The sequence below is a fragment of the Gelidibacter mesophilus DSM 14095 genome (genome assembly GCF_000423005.1).
Lineage (GTDB): Bacteria > Bacteroidota > Bacteroidia > Flavobacteriales > Flavobacteriaceae > Gelidibacter > Gelidibacter mesophilus.
Map to the genome: position 1 here is coordinate 20,587 of NZ_AUHD01000005.1, position 24,212 is coordinate 44,798.

The following is a 24,212-nucleotide window of genomic DNA, read 5'->3' on the forward strand; positions in this document are numbered from 1 at the left end:
TTTTGAGAGCTGGTGAATGAAAATGTATATTATATTCCTGCTTTTCCATCTTCTAATCCGTCTACTGTAAAATAATTATTTGTTTTTAGAACTGCATTTACTACACTTACTACATCTTTTTTAGAGAGCTGATGAAAGAAAAAGCATTTTATGTACTCATAAAAGGACTTTGATCTGAGTAGCTATTAATGCTTTAAATAAAGTTTAAAAAAATCATAGAGTTATATGCAATAACATATAGTGTCTATCATTTTATATTAATTGTATGTTATTGCATATAATTTTGTATTTTTGTGCATAATTATACGCAAATACATATAATGGAAGAATTGGCGGATTTTGTAAAAACACGGCGGAAAGAAGTTAATCTCACTCAAGAAGAGTTTGCTGATAGGGCAGGAGTGGCATTGACTGTAATCAGAAAAATAGAACAGAATAAAACAAATTTGAATCTTGATAAGGTAAACCAAGTTTTAAAGATGTTTGGGCATAGATTGGTGCCTGTTAGTTTTAAAGATATAAAAGAAGATGAGACAAGCTAAAATCCAGTACGGAACTATCTTTTGTGGAACGTTAACGGAAACGGATGATGGAGAATTTATATTTAAGTATGATGATGATTATGTCAATCAATATCCCACTCAATTCATAACGTTTACTATGCCTGTGCGAAAAAAAGAGTATAAGGATAAACGATTATTTCCATTTTTTGAAGGCTTAATTCCTGAAGGGTGGTTATTAGATATCGCATCAAAAAATTGGAAAATAAATACCAACGATCGCATGGGATTGATATTAGCTTGTTGTCAAAATTGCATAGGTGCTGTTAGTGTTCAACCAATACAAATGAAAGATGAGTAAGTGTCTATATTGTTATAAGGACGTTGTATCAGGTAATGATTTTCACGCTGAATGTAGCCTTGCTTTTTTTGGTGTTGAAAACCCTCCTACAATAGAATATTCTCTAAAAGAAATGTCGCAATTGGCACTACAAGTTGTGGAACGCAGCGTTTCTGTTCCTGGTGTTCAACCTAAACTTTCTATGTCCTTGATTGCCGATAATAAAAAGGACAAACGTTTAACTGTAGTTGGGGCGTTGGGTGGAAATTATATTTTTAAACCGCCTTCCGAAGATTATCCAGAAATGCCTGCCAATGAACATTTGACGATGAACATGGCGCAATTATTTAATATTGATGTTGTACCACATTCCCTTATCAGGTTGGCGTCAGGTGAGTTGTCCTATATTACAAAACGGATTGATAGAAATGAAGATGGATCTAAAATCCATATGATTGATATGTTTCAAGTAGTGGAAGCTTTCGATAAGTACCGCGGCTCTATGGAACGAATAGGTAAAGCGATTCATGCCTATGCTGATAACACGTTTTTAGATGTACTTCGGTTTTACGAGCTGACTGTTTTTAGTTATTTAACAGGAAATAACGATATGCATTTAAAGAACTTCTCCATGCTAAAAACATCCTATGGTTGGGCTTTGTCTCCTGCTTATGATTTATTGAATGTTGCCATTGTGAATCCTGAAGATACCGAAGAACTAGCGTTAACTATTGCTGGGAAAAAGAAAAAAATAACCAAGAAAATACTCTTTGACTTTGGAATAGGTTTAGGCTTGTCTAAAAAGCAAATTGAAGGTGTTTTTAAACGCTTCAAGGAATTGGAAGATGATGCTTTAGCTTTGATTAAAATGTCGTTTTTAAGTGAGGATATGCAGCGTAATTATATTTCCAGTTTAGAAAATAAATATCAGATTTTAAATGAGATTTTTTGAGAAGTAATAAAGTTGTAATCTTTTTAGAATATTTCAAACGCAGTTTGTTCGTCGTTGATTTTTTAAATTCAATATAACTTAATCATTGTACTGAATTTTTTATATACAAATTTAGTTTGATTGTAAAATGAGCCGGAAGTCCAAGTCTCGAGAGAACCCGTAGACTTAGTAATATGAGTAAACATATATTACTAAGTGAACATAAAATTAAAAGTTATGGCAAAGAAAAGTTTTTCAGGTGGTTTAAATTCGTTGTTGGGTGAAACTAAACAGCCGGAACAATCTACAGAGAATGTAGAACCAAAAGCACCAAAAAAAGAAATTACAGAGACTTCTCAAATTGGTACCAAGGAAAAAGAAACCAGAGCTACTTTTATAGTAAATGAGGATTTACTGGAGAAATTAAAGTCCGTGGCTTATTGGGATCGAGCTCTCATAAAAGATGTTGTAAATAATGCTTTTGAAGATTATATTTCTCGCTATGAGAAAAAGAATGGTGAAATAAAAGAGGTGCCTAAGAAATAATAATTATGGATATCGTCAAATTTAAAATCACGCCTAAAACAATTATAATTGAGGTTAGAAATATTAATAATTACTTGTTTGATTTTAATGAACCTGTAGAAATAAATAAGGAAGATCGCGATGTATTATTGAAGCTTCATAATGCGCTTAATATCCTTTTTAAGGAAGAAAGTAATCCAGAGTGTAAAAACTATATTGCGCCAAATCAGATAAATATTTTTGACCAGATTGATGACTTTAAACTAAATGTTTAAAGACAAATAGAATCCTAGAAGTAGTTTTAATCGAGTTTTTTTCTATCTTCAATAAGTTTGCAATATGCAATATGATCATCTTCACTAAGATGCTTTTTCATCCATTCACTCATGCCAATATCATTTTTTTCCAATACATAACGATTAAACGAAATGATGTCTTTGCATAATTCAAAGCCTAAATTTTCCATGTTATTTCTAGTGTCTTTAGGTAATGCAATTAACCATTCTTCAAAATCTGTTTTTGTAGGTTCTAGGATCTCGGTTTCTTTGTGATACATATAAGAAACAAGGGCGAAACGAAGTAGCCTAGCGCGTTCTTCACGCTGATCTTCTGGAAGGTCCGCAATGATTGTTGCTATGGCTTCTCGTTGTTTTTTATTTGGATATTTCATTTGTTTGGAAATAACCTATAATATAAAAATTATATTCTTAATCAGATTCATTATGTATAAATGAAAATTCGCAGGATATTTTCCAAGTAGGCTAGGACCAACCATTGCTTATACACGGTATCAACTGTAGTATTTACTGATGCCAATCATCTGTGTTTACATTAAATTCCTCTATTGTTACTTTAGAATCTAATAACTTTTTTCCTATTTCCAAGTTCAATAAACTACAGAATGGAAATGATGTGTGCGTTTCGGCACCAATATCTTTATCTAAATCCCTATTTGAACCCCATTGTAATCTAACATCAACAGTTCCATCAACCTCGATTTTAATAATTTTACTTTCAATTTTCAGAACTTTTATAAAATCAGGCGTTATTTCTTCTAAATAGTGATGAGTGGACAAAAGACTAATTTCATCAATATTTGCATAAATAGAATGTTCAACAAATTCATTACTTATTTTATATTCGATTTGATTAATAATCAGTTCTCTACTTTCATTAATTGTCTTTGCAAAAGTTGAAAAAGCTCCAATTATCTGTTTAGAGAATATTTCTATTTGGCTACTTTCAATGTCGTAAGTACATTGATTTATGTGTGTATATTTATTTAAAATTTCTATTGAATCTTTAATGTCTTTTTTCAAGTCATTAATTTCCTCAATTTCCATTATTTCTTGCTCTACAAACTTGTCCTCAAGTCCTCCCTGAATTGCATATTTTACTCGTTGTCCTCTCGAAATTCCATTTGGTGTTTGAGTTTCATTCTTGTACCAGCTACAATTTCTAACATCATTATCTGGTGATAAAGAATGCAAAATATGTCGTGATAATTCTCTTATGCTATAAGCGAAGTTGTTAAACCTTAATTTGTTGTTTTGGTCATTCAGATTATCGATGCTTGAATCTAACAGATTCTTTTGAAATTCTGTTTCTAAAATAATTCGAAGTTCATTTACGTCCTTTTTTTTCATATGCAGCTAACGTTCTGTATATGATTTGTGGCGTGTTTCGTCAAACCTTTCCAAATAAAAACCGGCTTTGGGAAATCCGCAGGATTTTCCAAGTGTGGACTGACCAAGCCATAGCTTATATGCGGCTTGTTGTGGTGCGTACTTTCCCCCTTTGTTTCTTATATTATTCATTCAATAATCTTAAATTGGAAATGGAATTGAATCAACCCAAGTCCAAATTGGATCTATCATGTTTGGATAAAATACAATTGCAAAAAATCCAATAAAGGCCACTATTTCAGTTATCAATAATCCTGTTAATTGAGGGTTTTCATAGTAACTGTCAGTTTCCTTTTGGGTTTGATTAAATTCTAATTTTCCTTTGTGACGAATTTGTTGAATTGTTCCGATAAGTAATATGAAACAAATTGTCCACATAAAATATTTATTTACACCTGTTACATCTATTAATAACCTTGAGAAGTTGATAATATATATCATAAAAGCTATGTATAAATATGACTGTCCAATTCCAGAAATTATACTGCCGATTATATATTTTATTTCCTTTTTGTCAAAAGATTTTAATCCGATTAAAGCTCCTGGTAATCCTACAATGTTTAAAATTATCGGGCCTATTATTCTCGATATTAAACTAAAAAGAATAATGCAACCAACTATTATTGAAAATGTAATCATATATCCATTCGTAGTTTAAATTTTTCCGTCATTTTATTTTTTCGTATGCACCACAACTTGTTTATGCTAGTACTAAACGTACTAATAATGCCCTAATTTGAGAGTATATTAGCATCTTTTTGCTCTTAATTTACTTAGCAATATAATCTAATTTCAAATCTTTTTATGATTTGATCAATCTCATTCTAAATTAAAATCATTCAACCTTTAATAACTCCAGACCATTATCATTTAATGGGATTCCTTCCTTTTCGCTAATTCTTTTTGCTTCAAACCTTATATATTTATACAAAGTTCTTTTGCTTTTTATTCCGGTTGCTTTTAATAATTGATCTGCGGTTAATCCTTTTAGTCTTAAATTATAGGCTTCCTTGGCCAATAATTTTGCCGTATCAGATAGCCCTTTTGGTTTGCCGCCAATTCTTCCCTGAGATCTGGCATAGTTTAAACCTGCGATAGTCCGAGCTCTTATAAGTTCTCTTTCGAATTCGGCTACAGCTCCAAAGACGTTTGCTATAAATCTTCCTTCAGCCGTTGAGAAATCAAAATTCAATTCCCCTATTTTTAGGACTATTTTTAAGCGTGCAAACTCGTCCAAAAGGAAAATTAGGTCTTTCAAACTTCGTGCTAAACGATCCAATTTAAGAACTATTAAAACATCTTTCGGTCTTAATACTTCCATCAGCTTGTTTAGTTCAACGCGTTCGAGATCTTTCCCTGAAGCTTTGTCCAGAAATAATTTCTCACAACCTAAAGCAAGTAATTCTGTTTTTTGGGATTCAATATTTTGTTCGGTTGTTGAAACTCGTGCATATCCAAATACCATAAATAGTATAGATTAAAACGTGTATAAAAAGATAGTAAACTAAATTAAAATGTAAACCACAATGTACACTATTTTTTCTTTAAAAACTGTAGATCTATTTTAAATAATCAGGCTTTAAATATAGTTTATCAAAACTATCGTTATAGTAAACCATAGTTATTAAATGAAAGCTCTAGTCGATAGCCATAGCGCTTTTTGATTATTTACTTAAGGTCAGCGCGTTTTGATAAAAGACATAGTGAGCAGTGCTTTTGAAGGAATTCGGTCTATGTAGGCTTCGCGTATGAACAATGGCGTGGTATGGCACTGACAATTACAAACATGTATTTACGAGTAAGCGAGCACTAGCCATTGCTTATACACATGTTTGTTGTAGGCATTATTATTTCAAATTTCGATTTCTGATTTTTCGATTGCCATCATAAATTTATTTAATTCTACAATTTTAATGTTAAAACAAACTTTTCTTTTAATATAAATGTCTCCATTTACACTAGTTTTATTTGCAATTCCAATTTGTTGAATTCTATCGTTATAGTTTTCCTTTATTTCCCTGACAAGGATTAAAAAATGTTGAAGTTTTTGAAAAGCATTTTCTGTTATTTCAGCTGATGTTTTAAATAAATAGAAAACTTTATTGTTCTCTTCACAAATTTCTGAAAAATATAAATTATTAAAAAAATATGGGCCTAAAATAATTTTAGAGATAGTTTCTTTTTTAATATCAATCTTTCTTGAGTCTGTTCGGAATATATCTTGTTTTGTTGGAACATCTTGATCAAATATTTTGTCTCTTAATTTTTGGGTAATAAAATCTAATTTATCTCTAGAATGCCCAAGTTTATCTTTGGTTATTAAAACTCTCCATTCCTTTTCATATTTCCAAGCTTTATACTTTGTGGAAATATAGTATAATACGGGTTCTATCATACTTAATTCATTGTTTTTGAACTTTATATATTTTGAAATGTCAATTGAATATAATTTCTTTTTATAGGTTATTGGAAAGATGTAAGAGTCTTTAACATTAAGCTTGAGACTTTCTAATAATTTATTAATATTTAATTCAAGAACAAAACCATCATCATATGAATAATGAGCCCACATTAAATTATTATCGCAATTTTCTGTTAATGATAAAACCCCTGTATTGAAAGAATTTAAAAACGAGAGCATCAATTTTAAATCTTCAAAATTCACATTTTTTGATTTTTGATATGATTCAAAAAGTTTATCGTTTGTAAATTGTTCAATAAAATCTTTATTGCTTATCCCTAAACATTTATATATTCCTTGCAAAATGAGTGAAAAGTATTTTTGATTTAAATTTTTAAAATCCCATAAAAGCATACTTCCATCAAGAATATCATTAAGTTGATTTGGATGTGAAAAATATAAGTATGGATTTTCCTTACCGGTTAAAACATTTACCGAATTATCATTCAACGAATAGTGCTTATACATCTTCTTTGGATAATTTAAATTTGTAAAATCGTTGAGATTTATATTTGGAATGTTTTTATTCATAGTTTCTTTTTTACAATTTGCTGGTCATATAGTCTACGTGTATGAGCAGTGGCGTGGTTGGTCATGAACAATTTCAAACAGTTACTTGCCAGAGGAAAATCCGCAGGATTTTTCAAGTAGACGAGAATAAGCCCTTGCTTATACACACTCTTGTAACCAGTTATTTTTATTCACAAAATCTTGAATATCCAGAGCAAGCCTCGTAATTTCCTAATTCACAAGCTTTTTTCATATATTGACAAGACTTTTGTCTGTTTCCTTGTTTTCCATAAACTATTGCACATTTCAGATATGAATCCGTGTTATATGGATTAAGTTCAATTGCTTTCTCAAAGTCAGATATTGCAGAATAGGAACTTCCTCTAAGTTGATGTAAGTTTCCTCTTAAATAGTAAGAATCACTATAAGTCGGATTGTATTGTATTGATTTATCAAAATCTTGTTCTGCTTTATCGAGTTCGTTTAACATTAAGTAGGAAAGTCCTCTATTGTGATATGCTTCATAGTCCAAAGGGTTTTCTTCAATTGCTTTGCTAAATGTTTCTACAGAAGTTAAATATTCTTCTTGTTTACTCTCACGAAGCCCTTTTTTAATTAATTGTGCATAAAGAGAACTATTAATTTTAAAGCTTGAAACTTTATGAAAATCAAGCCATTTTTGTGTTGGACAATCTTTTACACAATTACCATTCTTGTCTATATAAAAAGTTTTTTCTTTTAAAGTTACTTTTGCTTTTCCATTCTCAAATTTTTCTGCATTATTAAAAATTGGTTTAATGACAAGATTTCCATTTTTGTCGGCATAACCACTTTGCATTCCTTTAACCCATACAGAGTATAGTTCATCTCCATAATTCCAAATGGTATTATATTTACCAAAAGGAATAACTATGTTACCTAAATAATCTACAACAGCATCTTGATAAACCCCATCACTAATTTGGAAAAGTAATTCATAATTTCTGTTACTTGAATTGAGTGATTTTATATAGTCATAAAATCGAAGCTTATTTATCTTATTATTAGAGTTTTCTAAATCATAAATTTTATAAGACACGTTAGTAGAATATCGATTTTCTTCTTTTTTTAGCATAATCGCATAATTATTTACGATATCTGAAACAGAACTGAATTCAGCTTCGGTTATTTGCTTTCCTTCATTATTAAAAAGACAAATTGAATTTTCTTTTTGATTTAATTTTACTTTAAAATATTTATTTCCAATAATTTTTATACTTCCAAATGCAATAGTTGGAATAATTTCTTGGTTTTTAAAATTGAAGACACCACTTTTTCCATTCTCAGTTACTTCAAAATAATTTGAACTGTAGACGCCATAATCTGAAGTGTAGATAGCTGATTCATCTTTGACTTCAAAAATATGCTGAACATTATCATGAATTAAAGGGATAAGAATTTCTCCGTTTTTATTTATTATTCCTCTTTTTCCATTTAACTCTACAACTGCGTAGTTAGAATAAAAATTTCCCGCCCAGTCATATTTTTTTTCAATTACTAAATCCTTACTTTCATTAATATAACCATATTTATTTGAAGAGAAATCTTGGATTGTTGCCATGCCATTATTGAATTGTCCTGTTTCATCACAAGATGTTAAAAATCCAACTGAAACTATAATTATTATTGTTTTGATGATGTTTTTCATAATTGGTTATAACTTGTTAATACCAGTACTAAATGGACTAATAAGACCTTAATTAGGCAGTCTGTAAGCATCTTTAACGGCTTAATTGACTTAGCAATATAATCTATTTTCAAGTCTTTTTATATCATTAATTTTCGAATCGTTGACCTTAAGCAGTTTTGGGTTACTTTGGAAAAGAACCAAAAATCTACAATCATTGGCAATGTTCAATTGAAAGTCTTTATAGTTTTGCAATATGAAGTTTACGAGATATTTCGCTGGAGTAATAAAAAACCAAGGCATTCCGCATATTGATGTCAATGAATATCGCAGGCTTTTCAATATAATTTCACTGGAGGCGAAATTGGAAGAACTTTATAAGCTCAATGACAATGAGCGAAGCCACGACAGGAAATATACGTTAGACATCAGGATCCACACTCTAAAAGAACTATTGGACAGGCAGACAATGGAAAACACTCCCCAAAACGTTCTGAAGTATATGTTGAGCGAATCAAAATCTGAATATTAATTTTAAGAATATTATATTTACATATGTGCTATTCAACTGTTTTAAGGAAACAAAAGGACGAAATCGAGGAAAGGCTGCAAAAACATTTTAACGCTACTTTTTCCATTGATGGAGAATATGAACCCTATTATCATGCCAATGGGTTTACCCATCGCAATCTTCAGATTATAAAAATGGATGAACCTGAAAAGGATAGTTCCCGCAAGCTGGGGCCTTGTTCCCAATTGGGCCAAAACAGACCCTGAGAGTTTCAGAAAAAAAAGCAATACTTTGAATGCACGATTGGAGAGCATATTTGAAAAATCTTCGTTCCGTGATAGTGCAAGAGATAAAAGGTGCCTGATACTTGCCGATGGGTTCTTTGAGCCACACCATGAGCAAAACGTATCGATTCCTTATTTTTGTTTTCAGCCGTCGAAAGAATATCCCAAAGGAGATCTGTTTCTATTTGCCGGACTTTACAACGAGCTTGATTCTGATTTATACACCACCACCATATTAACAACTGAAGCAAACAGTTTTTTTGCTGAAATCCATAACAAGAAAAAACGTATGCCTTTAGTCCTGGACCAGAATCTTTATTTGGATTGGTTTGATGATATTTCAGAACAGAGTGTTAACGAGATTATGGCCACAGGGTTTACCAACAAGGAATTTTTAGCGCATCCGGTAAGCAGGGATTTGTATAAAAAGGATGTTGATGCGAACAAGTCGTATATAATTAAGGAAGTTGAAAGGAACTCTTTATTTTAGGAAATAGTGGAACATCAATTGGATTGAGGGTAATTTTCGTTGAGATATTTTTTCACTAATTCTCCTCTTGGAAATTTTTCATGAAACGAAGCCCAGTCTTTGAGCGTTTTCAAGTCGTTAAGAAGTGGTAGAATACCTTTTTCAAAGTCTTTTCGCATCTCCTCGATAAACTCTTGGACGTTTGTGTCCGCCGTTAATTGGTAACCTGTTTTATTTTTATACGTATGTTCGAGTCTGCTAATCGGCACGAAATAGGAGTCCCTTTTATGGGAGAAGATGTCATTATAGGTGAGCTTTTTCTTTGCAGGATCTTTTATATGGTCAGGTAATGCTAGTCCAATGTTAAAGCAGAAGTCACTATTGTCTTTATTGTTCCATGAAAAATTTTGGAGATTAATTACAGTAAAAAAGACACCCATGTTTTTCCACCAAGTTTGCCCAGATGTCTGGTAACCCTGACTTTTTAATGTAGGCTTAAGGTACGTCTTGACTACTATTCTCTGAATGTCTTTTGCGTTCATCGTCTGTCGATATAATTGTTGTCTTCCTGCCCTAGACGATAGATCAAAGCTTTTTAATTTATATATTAAGGTCTTAAGGTCTTAGTTTATTGGAAGCACTTTTAATAAAAGAAATAGTAGCGGTCTCGGCGATGAGTAGTTGTTTGGGTTAGCACTTAACTTTGTAAGCACACATCAAACTGAAAATCCGTTAGAATTTTCAGAAGTAGGTGAAAAAATCAATTACTTATAGCGATTGTTGTATATAATTTTTATTCGAAAATGTGTTTCCAGATCTTTCCTCTAAACCCTGTAATGATTCCATAATTCTTGTAAAAATCTTCATCTAATCTATATTCGAAATCCTTAAAATTAAACTTGTAAATCCAATTTTCCCCTCCATCATAAGTCTCATAAACAACACTGTAATCGAGAGATCCTTTATTTGCATAATTTATTCCAATTCCTTTGTTATTATCAGTAAAATGGAAGTATTTGATCCATTTATCACTAGTTTTCTTCCAAGCAGCTGTAGGACTGCTTTTAAAAAATAGATTTTCTTCAAGACCATTATTCATATTAATATTTTTAGAAATAAAGGCATTATTTTCATTAAGCTGCTGAACATCCCATATCCAAGTATCAAAAACAGAATAACTGAATGTATTATTTATTCCTTCTATTATTATAGATTTCCCGTTAGATACATTTTCTCCAAGCGAAATGAGGCTATTATTAACCACACTTAATTTATGAAAATCAAAATAGGCCCCAGCTGTGCTAGTTGATGAATTATATATTAAATTGAAACTACTGTTATCATTCGTGTGATATATTTTACCCTCAACACCTAATAAATAACCATTTGTTGGAGTGGAAAATTCCATGTCAATTATATTATAAGAAGAACCTTCTTTTAAAATTTCATTAAAGGTCCTTCCTCCATCATCCGTATAGTAAAGAATGAAATGAGAATCAGTTTGGGTTCCAACCCAGCCTTTATTTTCATCTATAAAGTACATTGGTTTGATGTAAAACCCGAAGTCTTTAACAATTTGCCAATTATACCCTCCGTCAGTTGTTTTATATAATCTTCTGTGAGCAGCTAAAAAAGCAGTTTTTTCATTAACCATTTTTATATTCTGTATGTCATAATGTTGTAAATCATCCGTGCTGGACTTAACAATTAGTGGAAATGTTCCAAAAAGATTTAATGGCGTTGAAATTATGAATTTATCATTTTCAAATGCTGCTAAAGTGATTTTTTCATAATTTAATATTGGAATAATTACTTTAATTAAATCTATTTTCTTTTCTAAAGGTTCTACAGTAATTATGTCATCATTACCAATATTGGGATAGGTAAATTTAAAATTTGTAATCAAATCTAAGTTTTTTCCTTTTATTATCAATGTGTCTCCAATTCTTACTTTTGTTTTGCTAACATCTGTTATTTCTATAATATTTGATTCCATTTCTTCTTCACTTGAATTTGAACAAGAAATAAGAAATAATGAAATAAAAAGTATTAATAGGTTTTTCATGTAGTTAATTTTAAATTATGTAAAACTTGTTTGTACCAGCATTAAACATACCAATAAGATCCCAACTGGGCAGTATATCAGAAGCTTTGATGCCGTTAATTGACTTAGCAATATAGTCTAATTTCAAATCTTTTTTTAATTTTATCAACTTAGTCCATCTTAGCAATGAAAACTTAAAAATAAATTTATTAATAATAAGCGTATCTGAATATGTATTCGTCTTTTTAATTACTTGCATTAAATATTCATATCTTGGGAGAGCTTTGTAAAGTTGTTTTTTATTTCCCCGCAAAAAACGCTGCCAAGTTCTCACTTTGTGCCAAAACCTTATCAGCTTCCAATTTTGCTAAGTCTGGTGGATAGCCGTAACGCATTAAAATTTTTTTTACGGTAAGCCTTAATTTGGCGCGGACATCATCTCTGTTTTGCCAATCTACTGTGGCATTGTTTCTCACGACATCAACGATGGTGTGAATGAGTTCTCTCATTTTTTCATCGTCCAGCATTTTGGTGGAGTCGTTTTGAGACAGCACGGTGTAAAAAGCGTATTCTTCAGGAGTTAATTTGAGATCTACGCTCTTTTGGTCTTCCAAACGCATTTCTTTAGCCATTTCAGAAAGCTCAGCGAGGACTTGTGCTGAATCTATTTGGTTGTTGTGGTATCTTTTAACGATAGATTCCAACATCTCTGAAAAACGCTTCCCTTGTGCGATATTCTTGACTTTGCGTATTCTTACTTCATCGCTGAGTAATTTTTTAAGCAATTCGTAAGCAACGTTTTTTTGTTGCATGTTTTTTACTTCCAATAAAAACTCATCTGAAAGGATGCTTACCGACGGACTTTCTATTCCTGCGGCTTGAAATATATCAATGATGCCATCACTGCCTAATTTATCGTCAATAATCTGTTTGATGGCGGTTTCAACTTCATAATCTGAAATAACGGTATTACCAGAAAATTTATTGATTCGGCTTTTTATGGCTTGAAAAAAAGCGACATCATCTTTAATTTTATTGGCTTCTGCGCTAGGAACGGACATCGCATACAATTTAGACAATAGCGTGACTTCCTTTAAAAAGCGGTCTTTGAGTTTTGGCGTAGCCAAAATAAAGTTCTGCGCTCCTAAAATAATCTGTAAACGTCTGGAAACTTCCGAAGTGAAATAACTTCGGTAATCAAAACCTGAAAACATTTGATCCACAACTTCATATTTCTCAAGCATGCCTGCAATAGCTTCTCTAATATCAACAACAGGACTGCCTTCGCCACCGCTTTGTAAATAAACCGCCATGGCATTACGCAAATCTTGACCGATACCAATATAATCGACAATTAAACCGCCTGGCTTATCGCCGTAAACACGGTTCACTCTCGCAATGGCCTGCATTAAGTTGGCACCTTGCATTTTCTTATCCACGTATAAAGTGTGCAAACTTGGCGCATCAAAACCTGTGAGCCACATATCACGCACAATGACCAATTGTAAGGGATCGTTTTTATCTTTCATTCGCAACGCCAATTCCTTGCGTTGTCTTTTGATGGTATGGTGTGGTTGAAACATGGGAAGATCATCAGATGAACTGGTCATGACTACTTTTATGTTACCTTGGGTTAAATCCTCATTATGCCATTCGGGGCGAAGTGCAACGATTTCATTATAAAGCAAAACACAAATTCTGCGTGTCATGCCGACTATCATGGCTTTCCCTATAAATACTTCTTGGCGTGCTTCAAAATGTGCTACTAAATCTTTAGCAATGTCTTTGATACGCTCGGGATGTCCAATGACGGCTTCAATAGTTGCCGTTCTCTTTTTGACATATTCTAATTGTTCTTCAGAAACATGCGCAATGGCATTGATTTCTTCGTCTATCGTCGATGCCGTTTGTTCATCAAGTTTGATTTTTACCAAACGTGATTCATAACTAATGGGCACTGTGGCACCATCATCTACCGCTTGTTTGATATCGTAAACGTCAATATAATCGCCAAAAACTGCTGGTGTGGACTTGTCTTCTTTTTCAATGGGTGTCCCTGTAAAACCGATATAGGAAGCGTTGGGTAGCGCATCTCTTAAATACTTGGCATTACCATATCGGATTTCACTGCCTTCTTCGGTTTCAACTTCACGCGCTTTAAAACCGTATTGGCTTCGGTGAGCTTCATCGGCAACGACCACGATGTTGGTGCGTTCTGATAAAGTGTCAAATACATTGCCTTCGTCTGGCGAGAACTTTTGAATAGTGGTAAAAATAACGCCACCGCCACTCACATTTAATAGTTCTTTGATATGATCTCGGTTTTGCGCTTGTACAGGCGTTTGACGCAATAATTCTTTACAATTTCCAAAGGTAGAAAAGAGCTGATCGTCCAAATCGTTTCTATCGGTAAGGATGACGATGGTCGGATTGCCCATGGCGGGATGCGTTACAATTTGCCCGCTATAAAACACCATGGACAGTGATTTTCCTGAACCTTGTGTATGCCAAACCACCCCGATTTTACGATCGCCATCTTCGGCGTGTGTGGCTCTTACGGTTTGGTCTGCGGCTTTTTGAACGGCATAATACTGATGGTAAGCCGCTACTTTTTTAATCTTGACTTGAAAGATTAAACCTGTATTTTTATCCTTTTTCTCTTCTTGCTCAAAAACGGTACAATAGCGAATGAGTTCGACCAGCGTTTTTTTATTGAGCATGTGCTCGGTTAATATTTGTAAATCTGTGCGCGGATCATTGGGCAATGGAGTAGGAGCTTTCCAACTTAAATACCTCGAAAACGGTGCGGATAAGCTTGATGTTTTAGCATCAATACCATCACTGATAATGCAAATGCTGTTGAAATAAAAAATACTAGGAATAGCCGTTTTGTAATTCTGAATTTGTTGGTGCGCTCTGATTAAAGTGGCTTGCTCATCGGTGGCATTTTTAAGTTCGGCAAAAACCAAAGGCAAGCCGTTAACGAATATGACCACATCAAAACGTTTTTCGTTATTGTTCTCTTTAACGACCAATTGATTGACTGCCCAAAAACTATTGTTCTCTGGCTGAGCCACATCTAATAATTTAATATTGATACCGCGTGTTCTGCCGTCTTTATGATATTCTACGGTAACGCCATTGGTAAGATAGGTATGGAAACGTTCGTTGTTTTCCATAATATCCAAAGTGCCCAAGTTGCGTACTTTTTGAAAAGCTTCTATTCTGGCTGCTTCTGGCACTTCAGGGTTGAGCTTTTGAATGGCATTTTTTAATTGCTGTTCCAATAACACCGACTCAAAACTCTCACGTTGCGGATTATTGCTATAAGGTGCAATATCTGGTCCATAATGATAAGTATAGCCTTGCTCAACTAATTGCTCTATAAAAGCGTTTTCAATGGTGTTTTCGGTGATTTTGGTCATTTTATCTCAAACGTTTTTTTATTTCACAGCTAATTCTAAGGTTTCAACATTTTTCACTCGTAATTGTCCACTCATAAGTTGGGGTAACAAAGTGTCTCTGGTTTGTGATAGCGATTGTATTTGTTCTGAGTTAGTTAGAATCTTTTTAAAAATGGGTTGTATTATAGCGTCAAAATCCATTAAAACTTCATTTGGAGGTAAAACCGTTTCAAAATATCTTAATATATCGGTTTTTAAATTTACAAATACACTACCACTGCCTTGTTGAACTAATCTTGGTCTGATATTCGTAAAAAGTAAATACAAATATTCATTTGATACAATAGAACTGGGAAAGTGCATCCAGCCATCATGAATACACGTATCTACAGCTAAAATTTTAGGCATACCAGGCGTTGCGCTATTTGATAAAACTAGGCTTCCTTCTTTCTTTAGAGTTGTTTTAGATAATCCTTCAATTCTTATGTGCTCCTTAATGTTAAAGATATATGGAGATTCTGTGGCTGTGGCATCTGAAATTTTAAGCCATCTATAGCCCGAATCTGAAATATAGTCTTTTATAGGTCGTGGTGATCCTCCTCTTTTTATTTCAGTTAGATTTCCAATTTTCCCAATCCTCCATCCATCTGGCAATTCATCTTCCAATTGGTATTTCCCAAACCATTCTGTAAAAATAGTTTGTGCGGTTTGCTCTAAGGTGTCATTTTGAGCACGCAAATTTTCTATTTTACCATCAAAAGCTGTTAAGACATTGGCTATGGATTTTTGTTCTTTAAGGTTTATTGGATATTTAAACTCGATTGTCTTGAAAGCACTATGGTTTAGGTCTTTTTGTACTGAACCCGCTGCTACCTTCTGCACGTAATTATAGACTTTTTCACTTTTCAAGTACCAGTAAAGAAAATTCCAATATAATTTGTCATTAGGTATTACTTTAAAGCTATTGTTATGTAATATTCCATATTTGTTTTTAAGAACTTCTCCTACTTGTCCTGTCCGAGTAAAGATTACATCTTCTTTATGAATAATGCTTTGTTTGGGAACCAAATCAGGATTTGCGTATTGATCTACGGTGTTATTTAATAAATTATTAATTTTCAATAAGGGAATACCGTTTTCTTTGTCCGAAAGGACATGATTTGTTTTTGCATTTATTGCCACTCCCTGAGCTAAATCGACTAACGTTCCGATAGTCGTTTCAATCCATCCCTCTGGTAGGTTTTTATTTCCTTGACTCATAATGCAAATCCAATATTAGCCAATTGTGTTTTAATCTCTTGGTTAAGAGTTTCTTCTTGTTCCATTTGCGCTTTCAGCAAAGTCGTCAAATCTTTCATCTTTGTTTCAAACGGGATGCCATCACAAATTTCATCTTCAATCCCCACATAGCGCCCTGGTGTTAATACATGACTATGTTTGCGAATCTCTTCGATAGTTGCCGATTTACAAAAGCCTTTGATATCGGAGTAGAGTTCGATTCTCTCCGGTTTTCTCCAATTGTAATAGGTATCACGAATCTTAGCAATATCTGCATCACTAAAATCACGGTTCACTCGGTTTATCATATACCCCATTTCGGAAGCATCAATAAATAAGACTTCTTTGCTGTGGTCACTTTTCTCTCGGCGTAAAAACCAGATACAAGCAGGAATACCTGTGTTATAAAATAGTTGTTTTGGCAGTGCCACAATGCATTCTACCAAATCATTTTCTACTAATGATTTGCGTATCTCGCCTTCGCCAGAGGTATTAGAACTCAACGAGCCATTAGCCAAAACGGTTGCCATCACACCATTGGGTGCCAAGTGGTATAACATGTGTTGCATCCATCCAAAGTTGGCGTTGCCACTGGCAGGAATGCCGTATTGCCAGCGGGCATCCTCTTGTAACACATCAATGCCCCATTCCTTTTGGTTAAAGGGAGGATTGGCAAGAATATAATCAGCTTTCAAATCAGGGTGTGCATCTTTTAAAAAAGTACCTTCGGTATTCCACGCCACAAATTGTGAGTTGATATTTCGAATGGCAAGGTTCATACGCGACAATTTCCACGTGGTTTGGTTGCTTTCTTGTCCGTAAACGGTAATGTCTTTAATGTTTCCGCTGTGTTCGGTGACGAATTTTTCAGACATCACAAACATACCACCAGACCCACAGGCAGGATCATAAACCCGTCCTTTGTAAGGCTCAATCATTTCCACCATAAGTTTTACAATGGCTTTTGGCGTATAGAATTGTCCACCTTTTTTACCTTCGGCATTGGCAAATTCGCCTAAAAAGTATTCATAAACACGTCCAAAAAGATCTTTAGAGTTTTCGTTTTCTACTTGTAGTTCGGTATTGGAAATCAAGTCAATCAATTCGCCTAAAGACGTTTTGTCCAGATTGGCTTTTCCGTACACTTGAGGCAGAACGTTTTTGAGTTCTTTATTTTCTTTTTCAACAGCTTCCATTGCTTCGTCAATGGTTTGTCCGATGCTTGGGAGTTTGGCGTTGGCGTGAATATGTTCCCAACGCGCCAACTTAGGCACAAAGAAACAGTTTACGGCAATGTATTCATCCCGATCTTCAGGATCGCTCCATTCGTCGGCTTCTAATTTATGGTATAATTCATTAAAGGATTCTGAGATGTATTTTAGAAAGATGAGCCCTAACACGACGTGTTTGTATTCGGCTGCATCGATGTTTTTACGCAATTTATCTGCTGATTTGAACAGGTCTTGTTCAAAGGTATTTTTACTTTTTGCCATTTAAATGTATTGACTGTTTGGTTTAACGCTTTAAAAATAGCAAAACCGAGTGAGTATTGGTGTGTAAAGCTATAATTATATAAATATAGAATTGTATAAAGAGCAGGGAGTGAGGAGTTGAATGGGGAAATAACGTTTCATTTTAGCGTAAATTGTTGATAACCATTTGACAACATATTAGTGGTTTTCGAAAACTTTATAGAGAAAGGTATAAGTTTGGGTTTAATATAATGAAAATAGGTGCAGAGTTAATGATTGCACTTATAAATGAGTTGTAAGAATTATAACCAAACCAAATGGCAACATCAGTAAATTCAGCATTTAGCACCTTTAATGAAGATTATGTAAATCTTCTAAAGGAGAGGACAAATATAGCGAGAGCAAGTAGAAATTGGTTGTATGGACAATTGAATGGACTTGAAGATAAAGACGACCTTAATTTTCCTTATAAGTATGATGGTTGCCATATTAACTATGGTTCATTTGAAAGAAGAACTAAGATTCGCGAATTGGACGATGTTGACTTAATGTTCTGCTTAGGAGGTAGTGGTGCTTATTATTCTAAATTTGGAAATGAATATACTATACATACACCAAATGCTGGCTCAAGATTAAAATATTTATCAGATTCTGATATTTTAAACTCAAGAAGAGTCGTTAATAAATTTAAAAGCTCTTTATCTACAATTGGACAATATAAGTCGGCTGAAATAAATAGTCGTGGAGAGGCAGCAACATTAAAACTTTCGTCATACGAATGGGTATTCGACATTGTACCTTGTTTTAAAACTGATACAGATATTTATTTAATTCCTGATGGCAATGGAAATTGGAAACCGACTGACCCAAGGATAGACCAAAAAAGGATTACAACAGCAAATCAAAATAATAAAACACTTGTTTTACAGCTTGTTAGGACATTAAAGTATTGGAATAGAAGAAATTCAACTTACACTATTTCATCTTATCTTTTTGAAAATATTATAATCAATTTCGTTAATTCAAAAGCAGAATTAAATAACTATAATGATATAAATATCCGAGACTTTTTCTATTATTTAAGTTCGGCTATACTTAATTCTGTATATGACCCAAAGGGGTTTCAAGGGGATATGAATACTTTTACATATGTAGAGAGAGTAGCGATTTCAAGAAAGGCTGATTGGGCATATGAGAAAGCTAATGAAGCTGTTAATGCTGAATTAAAAGATAAAGACCAAAAAAAATCAATTAATCTTTGGGGAGAAATTTTCGGAGCAAATTTTCCTTCATATGGCTAATAGGGGAAAGAAAATATTAATAAGGCAAAATAAAGATATTCATATTAACGAATTACTTGCGCAAAAGAGAGTTTACTCCATTGCTAAAAATTATCAAGGGTTGTTGATATTTATTTCTGTTCCGCTACCAATTATTATTTCATTGTTAGTTAAAACTAACCCAACAATAATTAATGAAGCAAGCTATGTATTTGTGCTATATACAATTATGGCGGGAATTGGAGAAAAGATTTTAACAAGTACTATTGATAGATTAAAAAAAATCGCGGCATCGATTAAGGAAACGTTTGATACTATAGTACTTGACATTCCTGTAAATGAAACTTTAAATTTAGTACTTATAGATAGAGAAATAATTAGACGGTATTCTTTAAAGTACAAAGAGAATCAGAAAATTGTCGAAAAAGTTACAGATTGGTATTCTTTAGCTATAAGGAAAGTTGAAACTAACGTTGCAAGTTTACTTTGTCAACGTACTAATATCACTTATGATTTTTCAGTTCGTACACGTTATAAATTTATGGTTTATGTAATTAGCGTAATCACTTTTACTATTCTTTTAGTAATCGCTCTTATCAATGATTTTAGTGTACAAGCTTTTCTTATTGAGGTAGTTCTTCCATCAATTCCAGTTTTTATGTTTGCGTATAAAGAAATCAATTCAAATACAGAATCAATTGATAATCTAAGTCATTTGAGAAATCTTATTGAATCGACATTAGCAAAAACTAATATTGACGACAAGATTGATAAAGAACATTTGAGAAATATTCAAGATAGGATTTATAATAACAGACTTTTAAGTCCTATGATTCCAGAATTTATCTATAACTTTTTAAGACCAAAACTTGAGGATGAAATGAATTATTCAATGGAGGAACGGATAAAAATACTGCGAACAATAAAATAGTATATAAAAAATATTATGAGCCAATAGTTTTGTGCTTCAAAATCGCCTGCTTTTCAAGTACTAAAACGTTAGCGAACAATATACTCCTTAACGAACATCTTATGTAGACCACAAAACTTGACTTTAATTAAAAATGAATACAATAACTCAAATAGAAAATGCTTTAAAAGCAATTAATCAGGCAAGCTTTCAGACCTTAATAAACCATTTATTACACTTACAAGGCAACAAATTTATTAGTGCTCCCGGAGCTGTAGTCGGTAAAGAAAAAACCAGTAAAGGAACACCAGATTCTTTTTTTGTAAATGAAGATAAATACATTTTTGTGGAATGTACAACTCAGGAAAGATTAGGAGAATCGAAAAGTTTCTTTGAGAAGCTTTCAAAGGATGTTGACCATTGTTTTAAAGAAGAGATTACAACAATAAAAAAGGATAAAATAGAGAAAGTCATATTAGCATGCAATGAAAAAATTAGCGCTGAGGAATATAATCAACTAAATAACAAAGTAAAATCACTTAATCCGGAAACAAAGATTGAGGTTTTAAATATTCAAAATTTACCAATGCTGATATTTGACATCCCCAAGTTAGCTGAAGAATATCTGAACATTCAAATCGTAAAAGGTGATATATATACTCTTGACCACTTTCTTTTAAAAACAGAAAAGGGCTTACAACCTTCGCTTACTAATGAATTCATTGGTAGAGATGAAGAAGTTAAAAATAGTATTGAAGCTTTAAAAAAATATGACATTTTATTATTGTCAGGTGGTGCAGGTGTTGGAAAATCTAAATTGGCAGTTAAGATTTTGAAGGAACTTTCAAATGATGATTATGTTCCAATCGTTATCCAAAGTTCAGGAGTGTCATTATGGGATGATTATCAGCATCTTTTTTTTCCAGGGAAGCAACATATAATTTTGTTTGATGATGCTAATAAATCAATCAATAACCTAAATTATTTGTTGAGCAAATTAGAAGATTCCAAATCTTATTCTGCAAAAGTAATAATTACATCACGAGACTATGTGAAAAAACAGGTATGTGCCAGCCTTGATAATTATCCGTATAAAGAATTTATTATACCTGAATTTAAAGATGAAGAAATAGGGAAAATAATTGTGGGGGCTTTACCCAATCTTCAATACCATACCGATATAAAACGAAAAATTATAAATTTAGCCAAAGGAAATGCCAGAGTTGCGCTAATGGCTACTTATTCCGTTACGCCAGATTCTGAAACAAATTATTTAAGCAGTCCTGTATTACTATATGAAAAATACTTTAAAAAATTATCAGAGGAGATAGGCATTTTCAATAACCCTATTTTTCTCAAGTCTCTCGCTATTGTTTCATTTTTTGGTGTTTTAGACAGGACTAATGAAGAATTACAAAATACTCTTTCAATTAAATTTGGAATTGACTGGAATGAATTGTGGACGTCTATTATTGAGCTTCACAATAATGAAATAGTAGATGTCTATTCTAATGAAATAGTAAAAGTATCAGATCAGGTTTTAACAATATACGCCTTCTACAAATGTTTTATTGATGACCAGTCTGCCGTTATAAATTACACAGAATGGATTGCCACTTTTATAGAAAATTCTTCGAACAGAATTCGCGCCACGCTTATAGATGTGAATAATACATTTGTTTATAATCACGTGAAGGAATTAGTGTTACCTCATTTGAATGACGTTCTAAAGCTGATAGATTCAGACGAAGAATTATATGCTTTTTACAATCTATTTTGGTTTTACAAAAGTCGGGATTGTCTGTTGTATTTAAAAAAATGGATAGAATGTCTTCCACAAGAAGAACAGCAGGAAAAGCTAAGTTTTAGTTATAAGCATAATGATCATACACGAGCCACAAAGCATTTTGAACTTTTAAAATGTTTTTGGAACCATCCAAATGAATTATTCAAACCATCGCTTGAGCTAACATTGAGGCTTTTAAGCAAGCAGCCAAGTCGATTACCCGAAATATTAAAGTTTATCCACGAAGATTTTAAGTATAAGCTGGATGATAGAGAACAAGGATACCAAAGACAGAATATGCTATTGGATATTTTGTTAGATGGCAAGTTAAGTGACATTGAAAAATCATTTGCAAATGGTGTTTTTCTAAACTTATCAGAGGCTCTGTTGGGCTGGCATTATTCAGAATTTGCTTCAGCTAAGGGTGCCGCATTGACAATTTATAATTTTGATTTATATAAATCAGAGGAACTAACGAAATTGAGAGAGCGAATCCTCAACCAAGTATACCATTTGTTTGATTCTGAAAATGAGCAAATACATAGAATACTGCATAAAATTGTTCGTCCTGGTGGAGATATCGACAAGAGTTTTTATGTAGATGAATTGCCTATTTATCAAAAACTTATTTCTGAAAAATTGGATAATAAACAATATGCGCATTGTAAATTTGTCAGTGTACTTGCCAGCCATTTAACAGGTTTAGAAACTACATATCCTGAAAACTGGAATGATTTTATTGAATCTGATATAAGAAAACTATCTAAGTTTTTGAAGCCGAGTTGGGAATATAGAGAAGGAAAATCCATTATAGAATCTGAAAGCGAACAAAAACAAGAGTTTGATGATTTTGTAAGAACGAATAATTGGGAAAGTATTGAGAAATTTCTTGTAAATATTGATGCTTTATTCAAACAGCAAAAAGACAATAATGGTTGGCATATAGAATCCGCTATTACTGACATTTATATTTCTATAGCAAGAAAAGATAAATCCGACTTTGAAAACGCATTGAAATTATTCTTCGATGGTAAAGTCATCTTCCCATTACGAGCAACCGTTGTGAATATTGCCTTGTCGGAAAGTATTATGACAGGAAAAGAACTACTGGATTTAATGAACGAATATGAATTTAAAGGAAAGCCGTATTGGACATCTGTTCTGTTAACTATGTTACCAAGGAAACAGATTAATGAAACTTTCTTAGAGTTACTACTAAACAATTTCAAAAACTCTGTTGACTATATTTATGTTCCTCGAATGCTTGATTATCTGAAATATGAAACTGTATTTGATAGCTATAAGGACAAAAGAACGGAGTTAGAAGAACATAACATTATCACTTATATAACAAGCCTTATTCTGAATAAGATTCGAAAAACAAGACTTGATTTTGGTTCTCATTTTTGTGCGGAATGTGCACCTTATTTTAATAATCATCTTCAACTTCTAAAAAATGCTTATTGGGCACAGTATGAAATTGATTCTCATTTTGATTACGATGGTAAGGAATTAAAAGCAATTTTAGATATTGACAGAGCTTTTATTAATGAAAGTTTAAGAAATGATGTGATTGGGTTAGATTACTCTTCTAAAATTAGATTAGAAAACATTAATACTGATTATATTTGGGAGTATCCTGAATATGAAGAACTGATAGAAGATGTATTATTGACGATTTTAAATAAAGAAAAGTATGCATTATTTATTGAAGATGATGTTTATTCCTTATTCAAATATGGGAATACTGATGCAAAGAGAGCAGAAAAAGTCAAGGCATTGATTTCTAAATTAACTCAAAAACATTTTAATAATGAAAAATTACTAATGATGTTGGTAGAAGTTGTCTACAGCAGCTACAGAGATTGGTTTATGGAATTTTTCAAAGAGTTTCTTTTGCTGAATAAAGATATTGAAATTACAAAACAAATTAGTTTTGGCAGAACTTCAAGTACCACAGGTAGTTGGGTTCCTGTTTATCAGAAGAAAATTGAATTTTATCAAGATATTGTAAGAATGATAAATACTTTACCATATATCTTAGACTATTCTGAACATATAGATTATTTCGAGCAAAAAATTATTTGGAAGAAAAAAGATATTGAAAGAGAACAGAAGCGAGATTTTATGGAAGAATTTTATTAATAAAGACTTCT

Annotated in this window: 22 protein-coding genes; 10 read left to right on the forward strand and 12 right to left on the reverse strand. The window is 32.5% G+C overall.

The features are described 5' to 3' along the window. Nucleotides 1-320 precede the first annotated feature (320 nt). The 5 genes from G525_RS0105470 (at nt 321) to G525_RS0105490 (ending at nt 2,571) form a co-directional block, all read left to right on the forward strand. Nucleotides 321-542 (forward strand): helix-turn-helix domain-containing protein, encoded by a 222-nt coding sequence (locus tag G525_RS0105470; RefSeq protein ID WP_027125259.1) that lies wholly within the window; start codon nt 321-323, stop codon nt 540-542. Then, a complete protein-coding gene (locus tag G525_RS0105475; RefSeq protein WP_027125260.1) occupies nt 529-861 on the forward strand; it encodes a HipA N-terminal domain-containing protein in 333 nt (110 codons plus the stop codon). Before G525_RS0105470 ends, G525_RS0105475 begins: the two co-directional genes overlap by 14 nt. Next, nucleotides 854-1,792 carry a HipA domain-containing protein gene (locus G525_RS0105480; RefSeq protein WP_027125261.1) on the forward strand — a complete coding sequence of 313 codons (939 nt, stop codon included), beginning with the start codon at nt 854-856 and terminating at the stop codon, nt 1,790-1,792. The genes G525_RS0105475 and G525_RS0105480 overlap by 8 nt, the downstream gene beginning before the upstream one ends. A 216-nt stretch (nt 1,793-2,008) precedes the next feature. Next, nucleotides 2,009-2,317: a hypothetical protein gene (locus G525_RS20345; RefSeq protein ID WP_027125262.1), complete on the forward strand. Its 309-nt coding sequence runs from the start codon at nt 2,009-2,011 to the stop codon at nt 2,315-2,317. A 5-nt stretch (nt 2,318-2,322) separates the two neighbouring features. Beyond that, nucleotides 2,323-2,571, forward strand: coding sequence for a hypothetical protein (locus tag G525_RS0105490; protein WP_027125263.1), 249 nt, complete (start codon nt 2,323-2,325; stop codon nt 2,569-2,571). 26 nt (nt 2,572-2,597) lie between these two features. Here the strand turns inward: G525_RS0105490 and G525_RS0105495 are convergent, their stop codons facing one another. The 7 genes from G525_RS0105495 to G525_RS0105530 all read right to left on the reverse strand — a co-directional run bounded on the left by G525_RS0105495 (nt 2,598) and on the right by G525_RS0105530 (nt 8,639). Next, nucleotides 2,598-2,966 carry a hypothetical protein gene (locus G525_RS0105495; protein WP_027125264.1) on the reverse strand — a complete coding sequence of 123 codons (369 nt, stop codon included), beginning with the start codon at nt 2,964-2,966 and terminating at the stop codon, nt 2,598-2,600. A gap of 133 nt (nt 2,967-3,099) precedes the next feature. Beyond that, entirely contained in the window at nt 3,100-3,942 is an 843-nt protein-coding gene (locus tag G525_RS0105500; protein ID WP_027125265.1) for a pPIWI-associating nuclease domain-containing protein, read from the reverse strand. 6 nt (nt 3,943-3,948) lie between these two features. After that, entirely contained in the window at nt 3,949-4,113 is a 165-nt protein-coding gene (locus G525_RS22215; protein WP_157491888.1) for a hypothetical protein, read from the reverse strand. Nucleotides 4,114-4,122: 9 nt separating this feature from the next. Beyond that, complete coding sequence (locus G525_RS22220; protein ID WP_157491889.1) at nt 4,123-4,620, reverse strand: hypothetical protein; 498 nt, start codon at nt 4,618-4,620, stop codon at nt 4,123-4,125. A gap of 196 nt (nt 4,621-4,816) precedes the next feature. Continuing rightward, on the reverse strand, nt 4,817-5,446 hold the full coding sequence (locus G525_RS20350; RefSeq protein WP_051209816.1) for a recombinase family protein: 630 nt from the start codon (nt 5,444-5,446) through the stop codon (nt 4,817-4,819). A gap of 387 nt (nt 5,447-5,833) precedes the next feature. Beyond that, on the reverse strand, nt 5,834-6,973 hold the full coding sequence (locus G525_RS0105525; RefSeq protein WP_027125268.1) for a DUF2971 domain-containing protein: 1,140 nt from the start codon (nt 6,971-6,973) through the stop codon (nt 5,834-5,836). Between the two features lie 166 nt (nt 6,974-7,139). Next, on the reverse strand, nt 7,140-8,639 hold the full coding sequence (locus G525_RS0105530; RefSeq protein WP_027125269.1) for a WG repeat-containing protein: 1,500 nt from the start codon (nt 8,637-8,639) through the stop codon (nt 7,140-7,142). A gap of 235 nt (nt 8,640-8,874) precedes the next feature. Here G525_RS0105530 and G525_RS0105535 point away from each other — a divergent pair, with 235 nt between their 5' ends. Together G525_RS0105535 and G525_RS0105545 are read left to right on the forward strand one after the other, a co-directional pair. Beyond that, nucleotides 8,875-9,150, forward strand: coding sequence for a hypothetical protein (locus G525_RS0105535; protein WP_027125270.1), 276 nt, complete (start codon nt 8,875-8,877; stop codon nt 9,148-9,150). 177 nt (nt 9,151-9,327) lie between these two features. Further along, nucleotides 9,328-9,903 (forward strand): SOS response-associated peptidase, encoded by a 576-nt coding sequence (locus G525_RS0105545; protein WP_084647710.1) that lies wholly within the window; start codon nt 9,328-9,330, stop codon nt 9,901-9,903. Nucleotides 9,904-9,917: 14 nt separating this feature from the next. Here the strand turns inward: G525_RS0105545 and G525_RS0105550 are convergent, their stop codons facing one another. The 5 genes from G525_RS0105550 to G525_RS0105575 all read right to left on the reverse strand — a co-directional run bounded on the left by G525_RS0105550 (nt 9,918) and on the right by G525_RS0105575 (nt 18,101). Next, entirely contained in the window at nt 9,918-10,424 is a 507-nt protein-coding gene (locus G525_RS0105550; protein WP_027125273.1) for a DUF4304 domain-containing protein, read from the reverse strand. 251 nt (nt 10,425-10,675) lie between these two features. Continuing rightward, nucleotides 10,676-11,947 (reverse strand): WD40/YVTN/BNR-like repeat-containing protein, encoded by a 1,272-nt coding sequence (locus G525_RS0105555; protein ID WP_027125274.1) that lies wholly within the window; start codon nt 11,945-11,947, stop codon nt 10,676-10,678. Nucleotides 11,948-12,225: 278 nt separating this feature from the next. Next, the gene (locus G525_RS0105565) at nt 12,226-15,351 is read right to left on the reverse strand and encodes a type I restriction endonuclease subunit R (RefSeq protein ID WP_035479131.1); all 3,126 of its coding nucleotides are present in this window, start codon (nt 15,349-15,351) and stop codon (nt 12,226-12,228) included. Nucleotides 15,352-15,369: 18 nt separating this feature from the next. Next, complete coding sequence (locus tag G525_RS21670) at nt 15,370-16,590, reverse strand: restriction endonuclease subunit S (RefSeq protein ID WP_051209817.1); 1,221 nt, start codon at nt 16,588-16,590, stop codon at nt 15,370-15,372. Then, the gene (locus G525_RS0105575; RefSeq protein WP_027125277.1) at nt 16,587-18,101 is read right to left on the reverse strand and encodes a class I SAM-dependent DNA methyltransferase; all 1,515 of its coding nucleotides are present in this window, start codon (nt 18,099-18,101) and stop codon (nt 16,587-16,589) included. The genes G525_RS21670 and G525_RS0105575 overlap by 4 nt, the downstream gene beginning before the upstream one ends. Before the next feature lie 296 nt (nt 18,102-18,397). On the opposite strand from G525_RS0105575, the gene G525_RS0105580 reads away from it, so the two are divergent. From G525_RS0105580 to G525_RS0105590, 3 genes are all read left to right on the forward strand, one after another. Continuing rightward, nucleotides 18,398-19,381 carry an SMODS domain-containing nucleotidyltransferase gene (locus tag G525_RS0105580; protein ID WP_027125278.1) on the forward strand — a complete coding sequence of 328 codons (984 nt, stop codon included), beginning with the start codon at nt 18,398-18,400 and terminating at the stop codon, nt 19,379-19,381. After that, the gene (locus G525_RS0105585; RefSeq protein WP_027125279.1) at nt 19,374-20,291 is read left to right on the forward strand and encodes an S-4TM family putative pore-forming effector; all 918 of its coding nucleotides are present in this window, start codon (nt 19,374-19,376) and stop codon (nt 20,289-20,291) included. The genes G525_RS0105580 and G525_RS0105585 overlap by 8 nt, the downstream gene beginning before the upstream one ends. Before the next feature lie 133 nt (nt 20,292-20,424). Then, on the forward strand, nt 20,425-24,201 hold the full coding sequence (locus tag G525_RS0105590) for an nSTAND3 domain-containing NTPase (RefSeq protein ID WP_027125280.1): 3,777 nt from the start codon (nt 20,425-20,427) through the stop codon (nt 24,199-24,201). Nucleotides 24,202-24,212 lie beyond the last annotated feature (11 nt).

Coding starts and splice junctions, on each gene's coding strand:
- G525_RS0105470 (WP_027125259.1), top strand. CDS start 321: ATGGAAGAATTGGCGGATTTTGTAAAAACACGGCGGAAAGAAGTTAAT.
- G525_RS0105475 (WP_027125260.1), top strand. CDS start 529: ATGAGACAAGCTAAAATCCAGTACGGAACTATCTTTTGTGGAACGTTA.
- G525_RS0105480 (WP_027125261.1), top strand. CDS start 854: ATGAGTAAGTGTCTATATTGTTATAAGGACGTTGTATCAGGTAATGAT.
- G525_RS20345 (WP_027125262.1), top strand. CDS start 2,009: ATGGCAAAGAAAAGTTTTTCAGGTGGTTTAAATTCGTTGTTGGGTGAA.
- G525_RS0105490 (WP_027125263.1), top strand. CDS start 2,323: ATGGATATCGTCAAATTTAAAATCACGCCTAAAACAATTATAATTGAG.
- G525_RS0105495 (WP_027125264.1), bottom strand. CDS start 2,966: ATGAAATATCCAAATAAAAAACAACGAGAAGCCATAGCAACAATCATT.
- G525_RS0105500 (WP_027125265.1), bottom strand. CDS start 3,942: ATGAAAAAAAAGGACGTAAATGAACTTCGAATTATTTTAGAAACAGAA.
- G525_RS22215 (WP_157491888.1), bottom strand. CDS start 4,113: ATGAATAATATAAGAAACAAAGGGGGAAAGTACGCACCACAACAAGCC.
- G525_RS22220 (WP_157491889.1), bottom strand. CDS start 4,620: ATGATTACATTTTCAATAATAGTTGGTTGCATTATTCTTTTTAGTTTA.
- G525_RS20350 (WP_051209816.1), bottom strand. CDS start 5,446: ATGGTATTTGGATATGCACGAGTTTCAACAACCGAACAAAATATTGAA.
- G525_RS0105525 (WP_027125268.1), bottom strand. CDS start 6,973: ATGAATAAAAACATTCCAAATATAAATCTCAACGATTTTACAAATTTA.
- G525_RS0105530 (WP_027125269.1), bottom strand. CDS start 8,639: ATGAAAAACATCATCAAAACAATAATAATTATAGTTTCAGTTGGATTT.
- G525_RS0105535 (WP_027125270.1), top strand. CDS start 8,875: ATGAAGTTTACGAGATATTTCGCTGGAGTAATAAAAAACCAAGGCATT.
- G525_RS0105545 (WP_084647710.1), top strand. CDS start 9,328: ATGAACCTGAAAAGGATAGTTCCCGCAAGCTGGGGCCTTGTTCCCAAT.
- G525_RS0105550 (WP_027125273.1), bottom strand. CDS start 10,424: ATGAACGCAAAAGACATTCAGAGAATAGTAGTCAAGACGTACCTTAAG.
- G525_RS0105555 (WP_027125274.1), bottom strand. CDS start 11,947: ATGAAAAACCTATTAATACTTTTTATTTCATTATTTCTTATTTCTTGT.
- G525_RS0105565 (WP_035479131.1), bottom strand. CDS start 15,351: ATGACCAAAATCACCGAAAACACCATTGAAAACGCTTTTATAGAGCAA.
- G525_RS21670 (WP_051209817.1), bottom strand. CDS start 16,590: ATGAGTCAAGGAAATAAAAACCTACCAGAGGGATGGATTGAAACGACT.
- G525_RS0105575 (WP_027125277.1), bottom strand. CDS start 18,101: ATGGCAAAAAGTAAAAATACCTTTGAACAAGACCTGTTCAAATCAGCA.
- G525_RS0105580 (WP_027125278.1), top strand. CDS start 18,398: ATGGCAACATCAGTAAATTCAGCATTTAGCACCTTTAATGAAGATTAT.
- G525_RS0105585 (WP_027125279.1), top strand. CDS start 19,374: ATGGCTAATAGGGGAAAGAAAATATTAATAAGGCAAAATAAAGATATT.
- G525_RS0105590 (WP_027125280.1), top strand. CDS start 20,425: ATGAATACAATAACTCAAATAGAAAATGCTTTAAAAGCAATTAATCAG.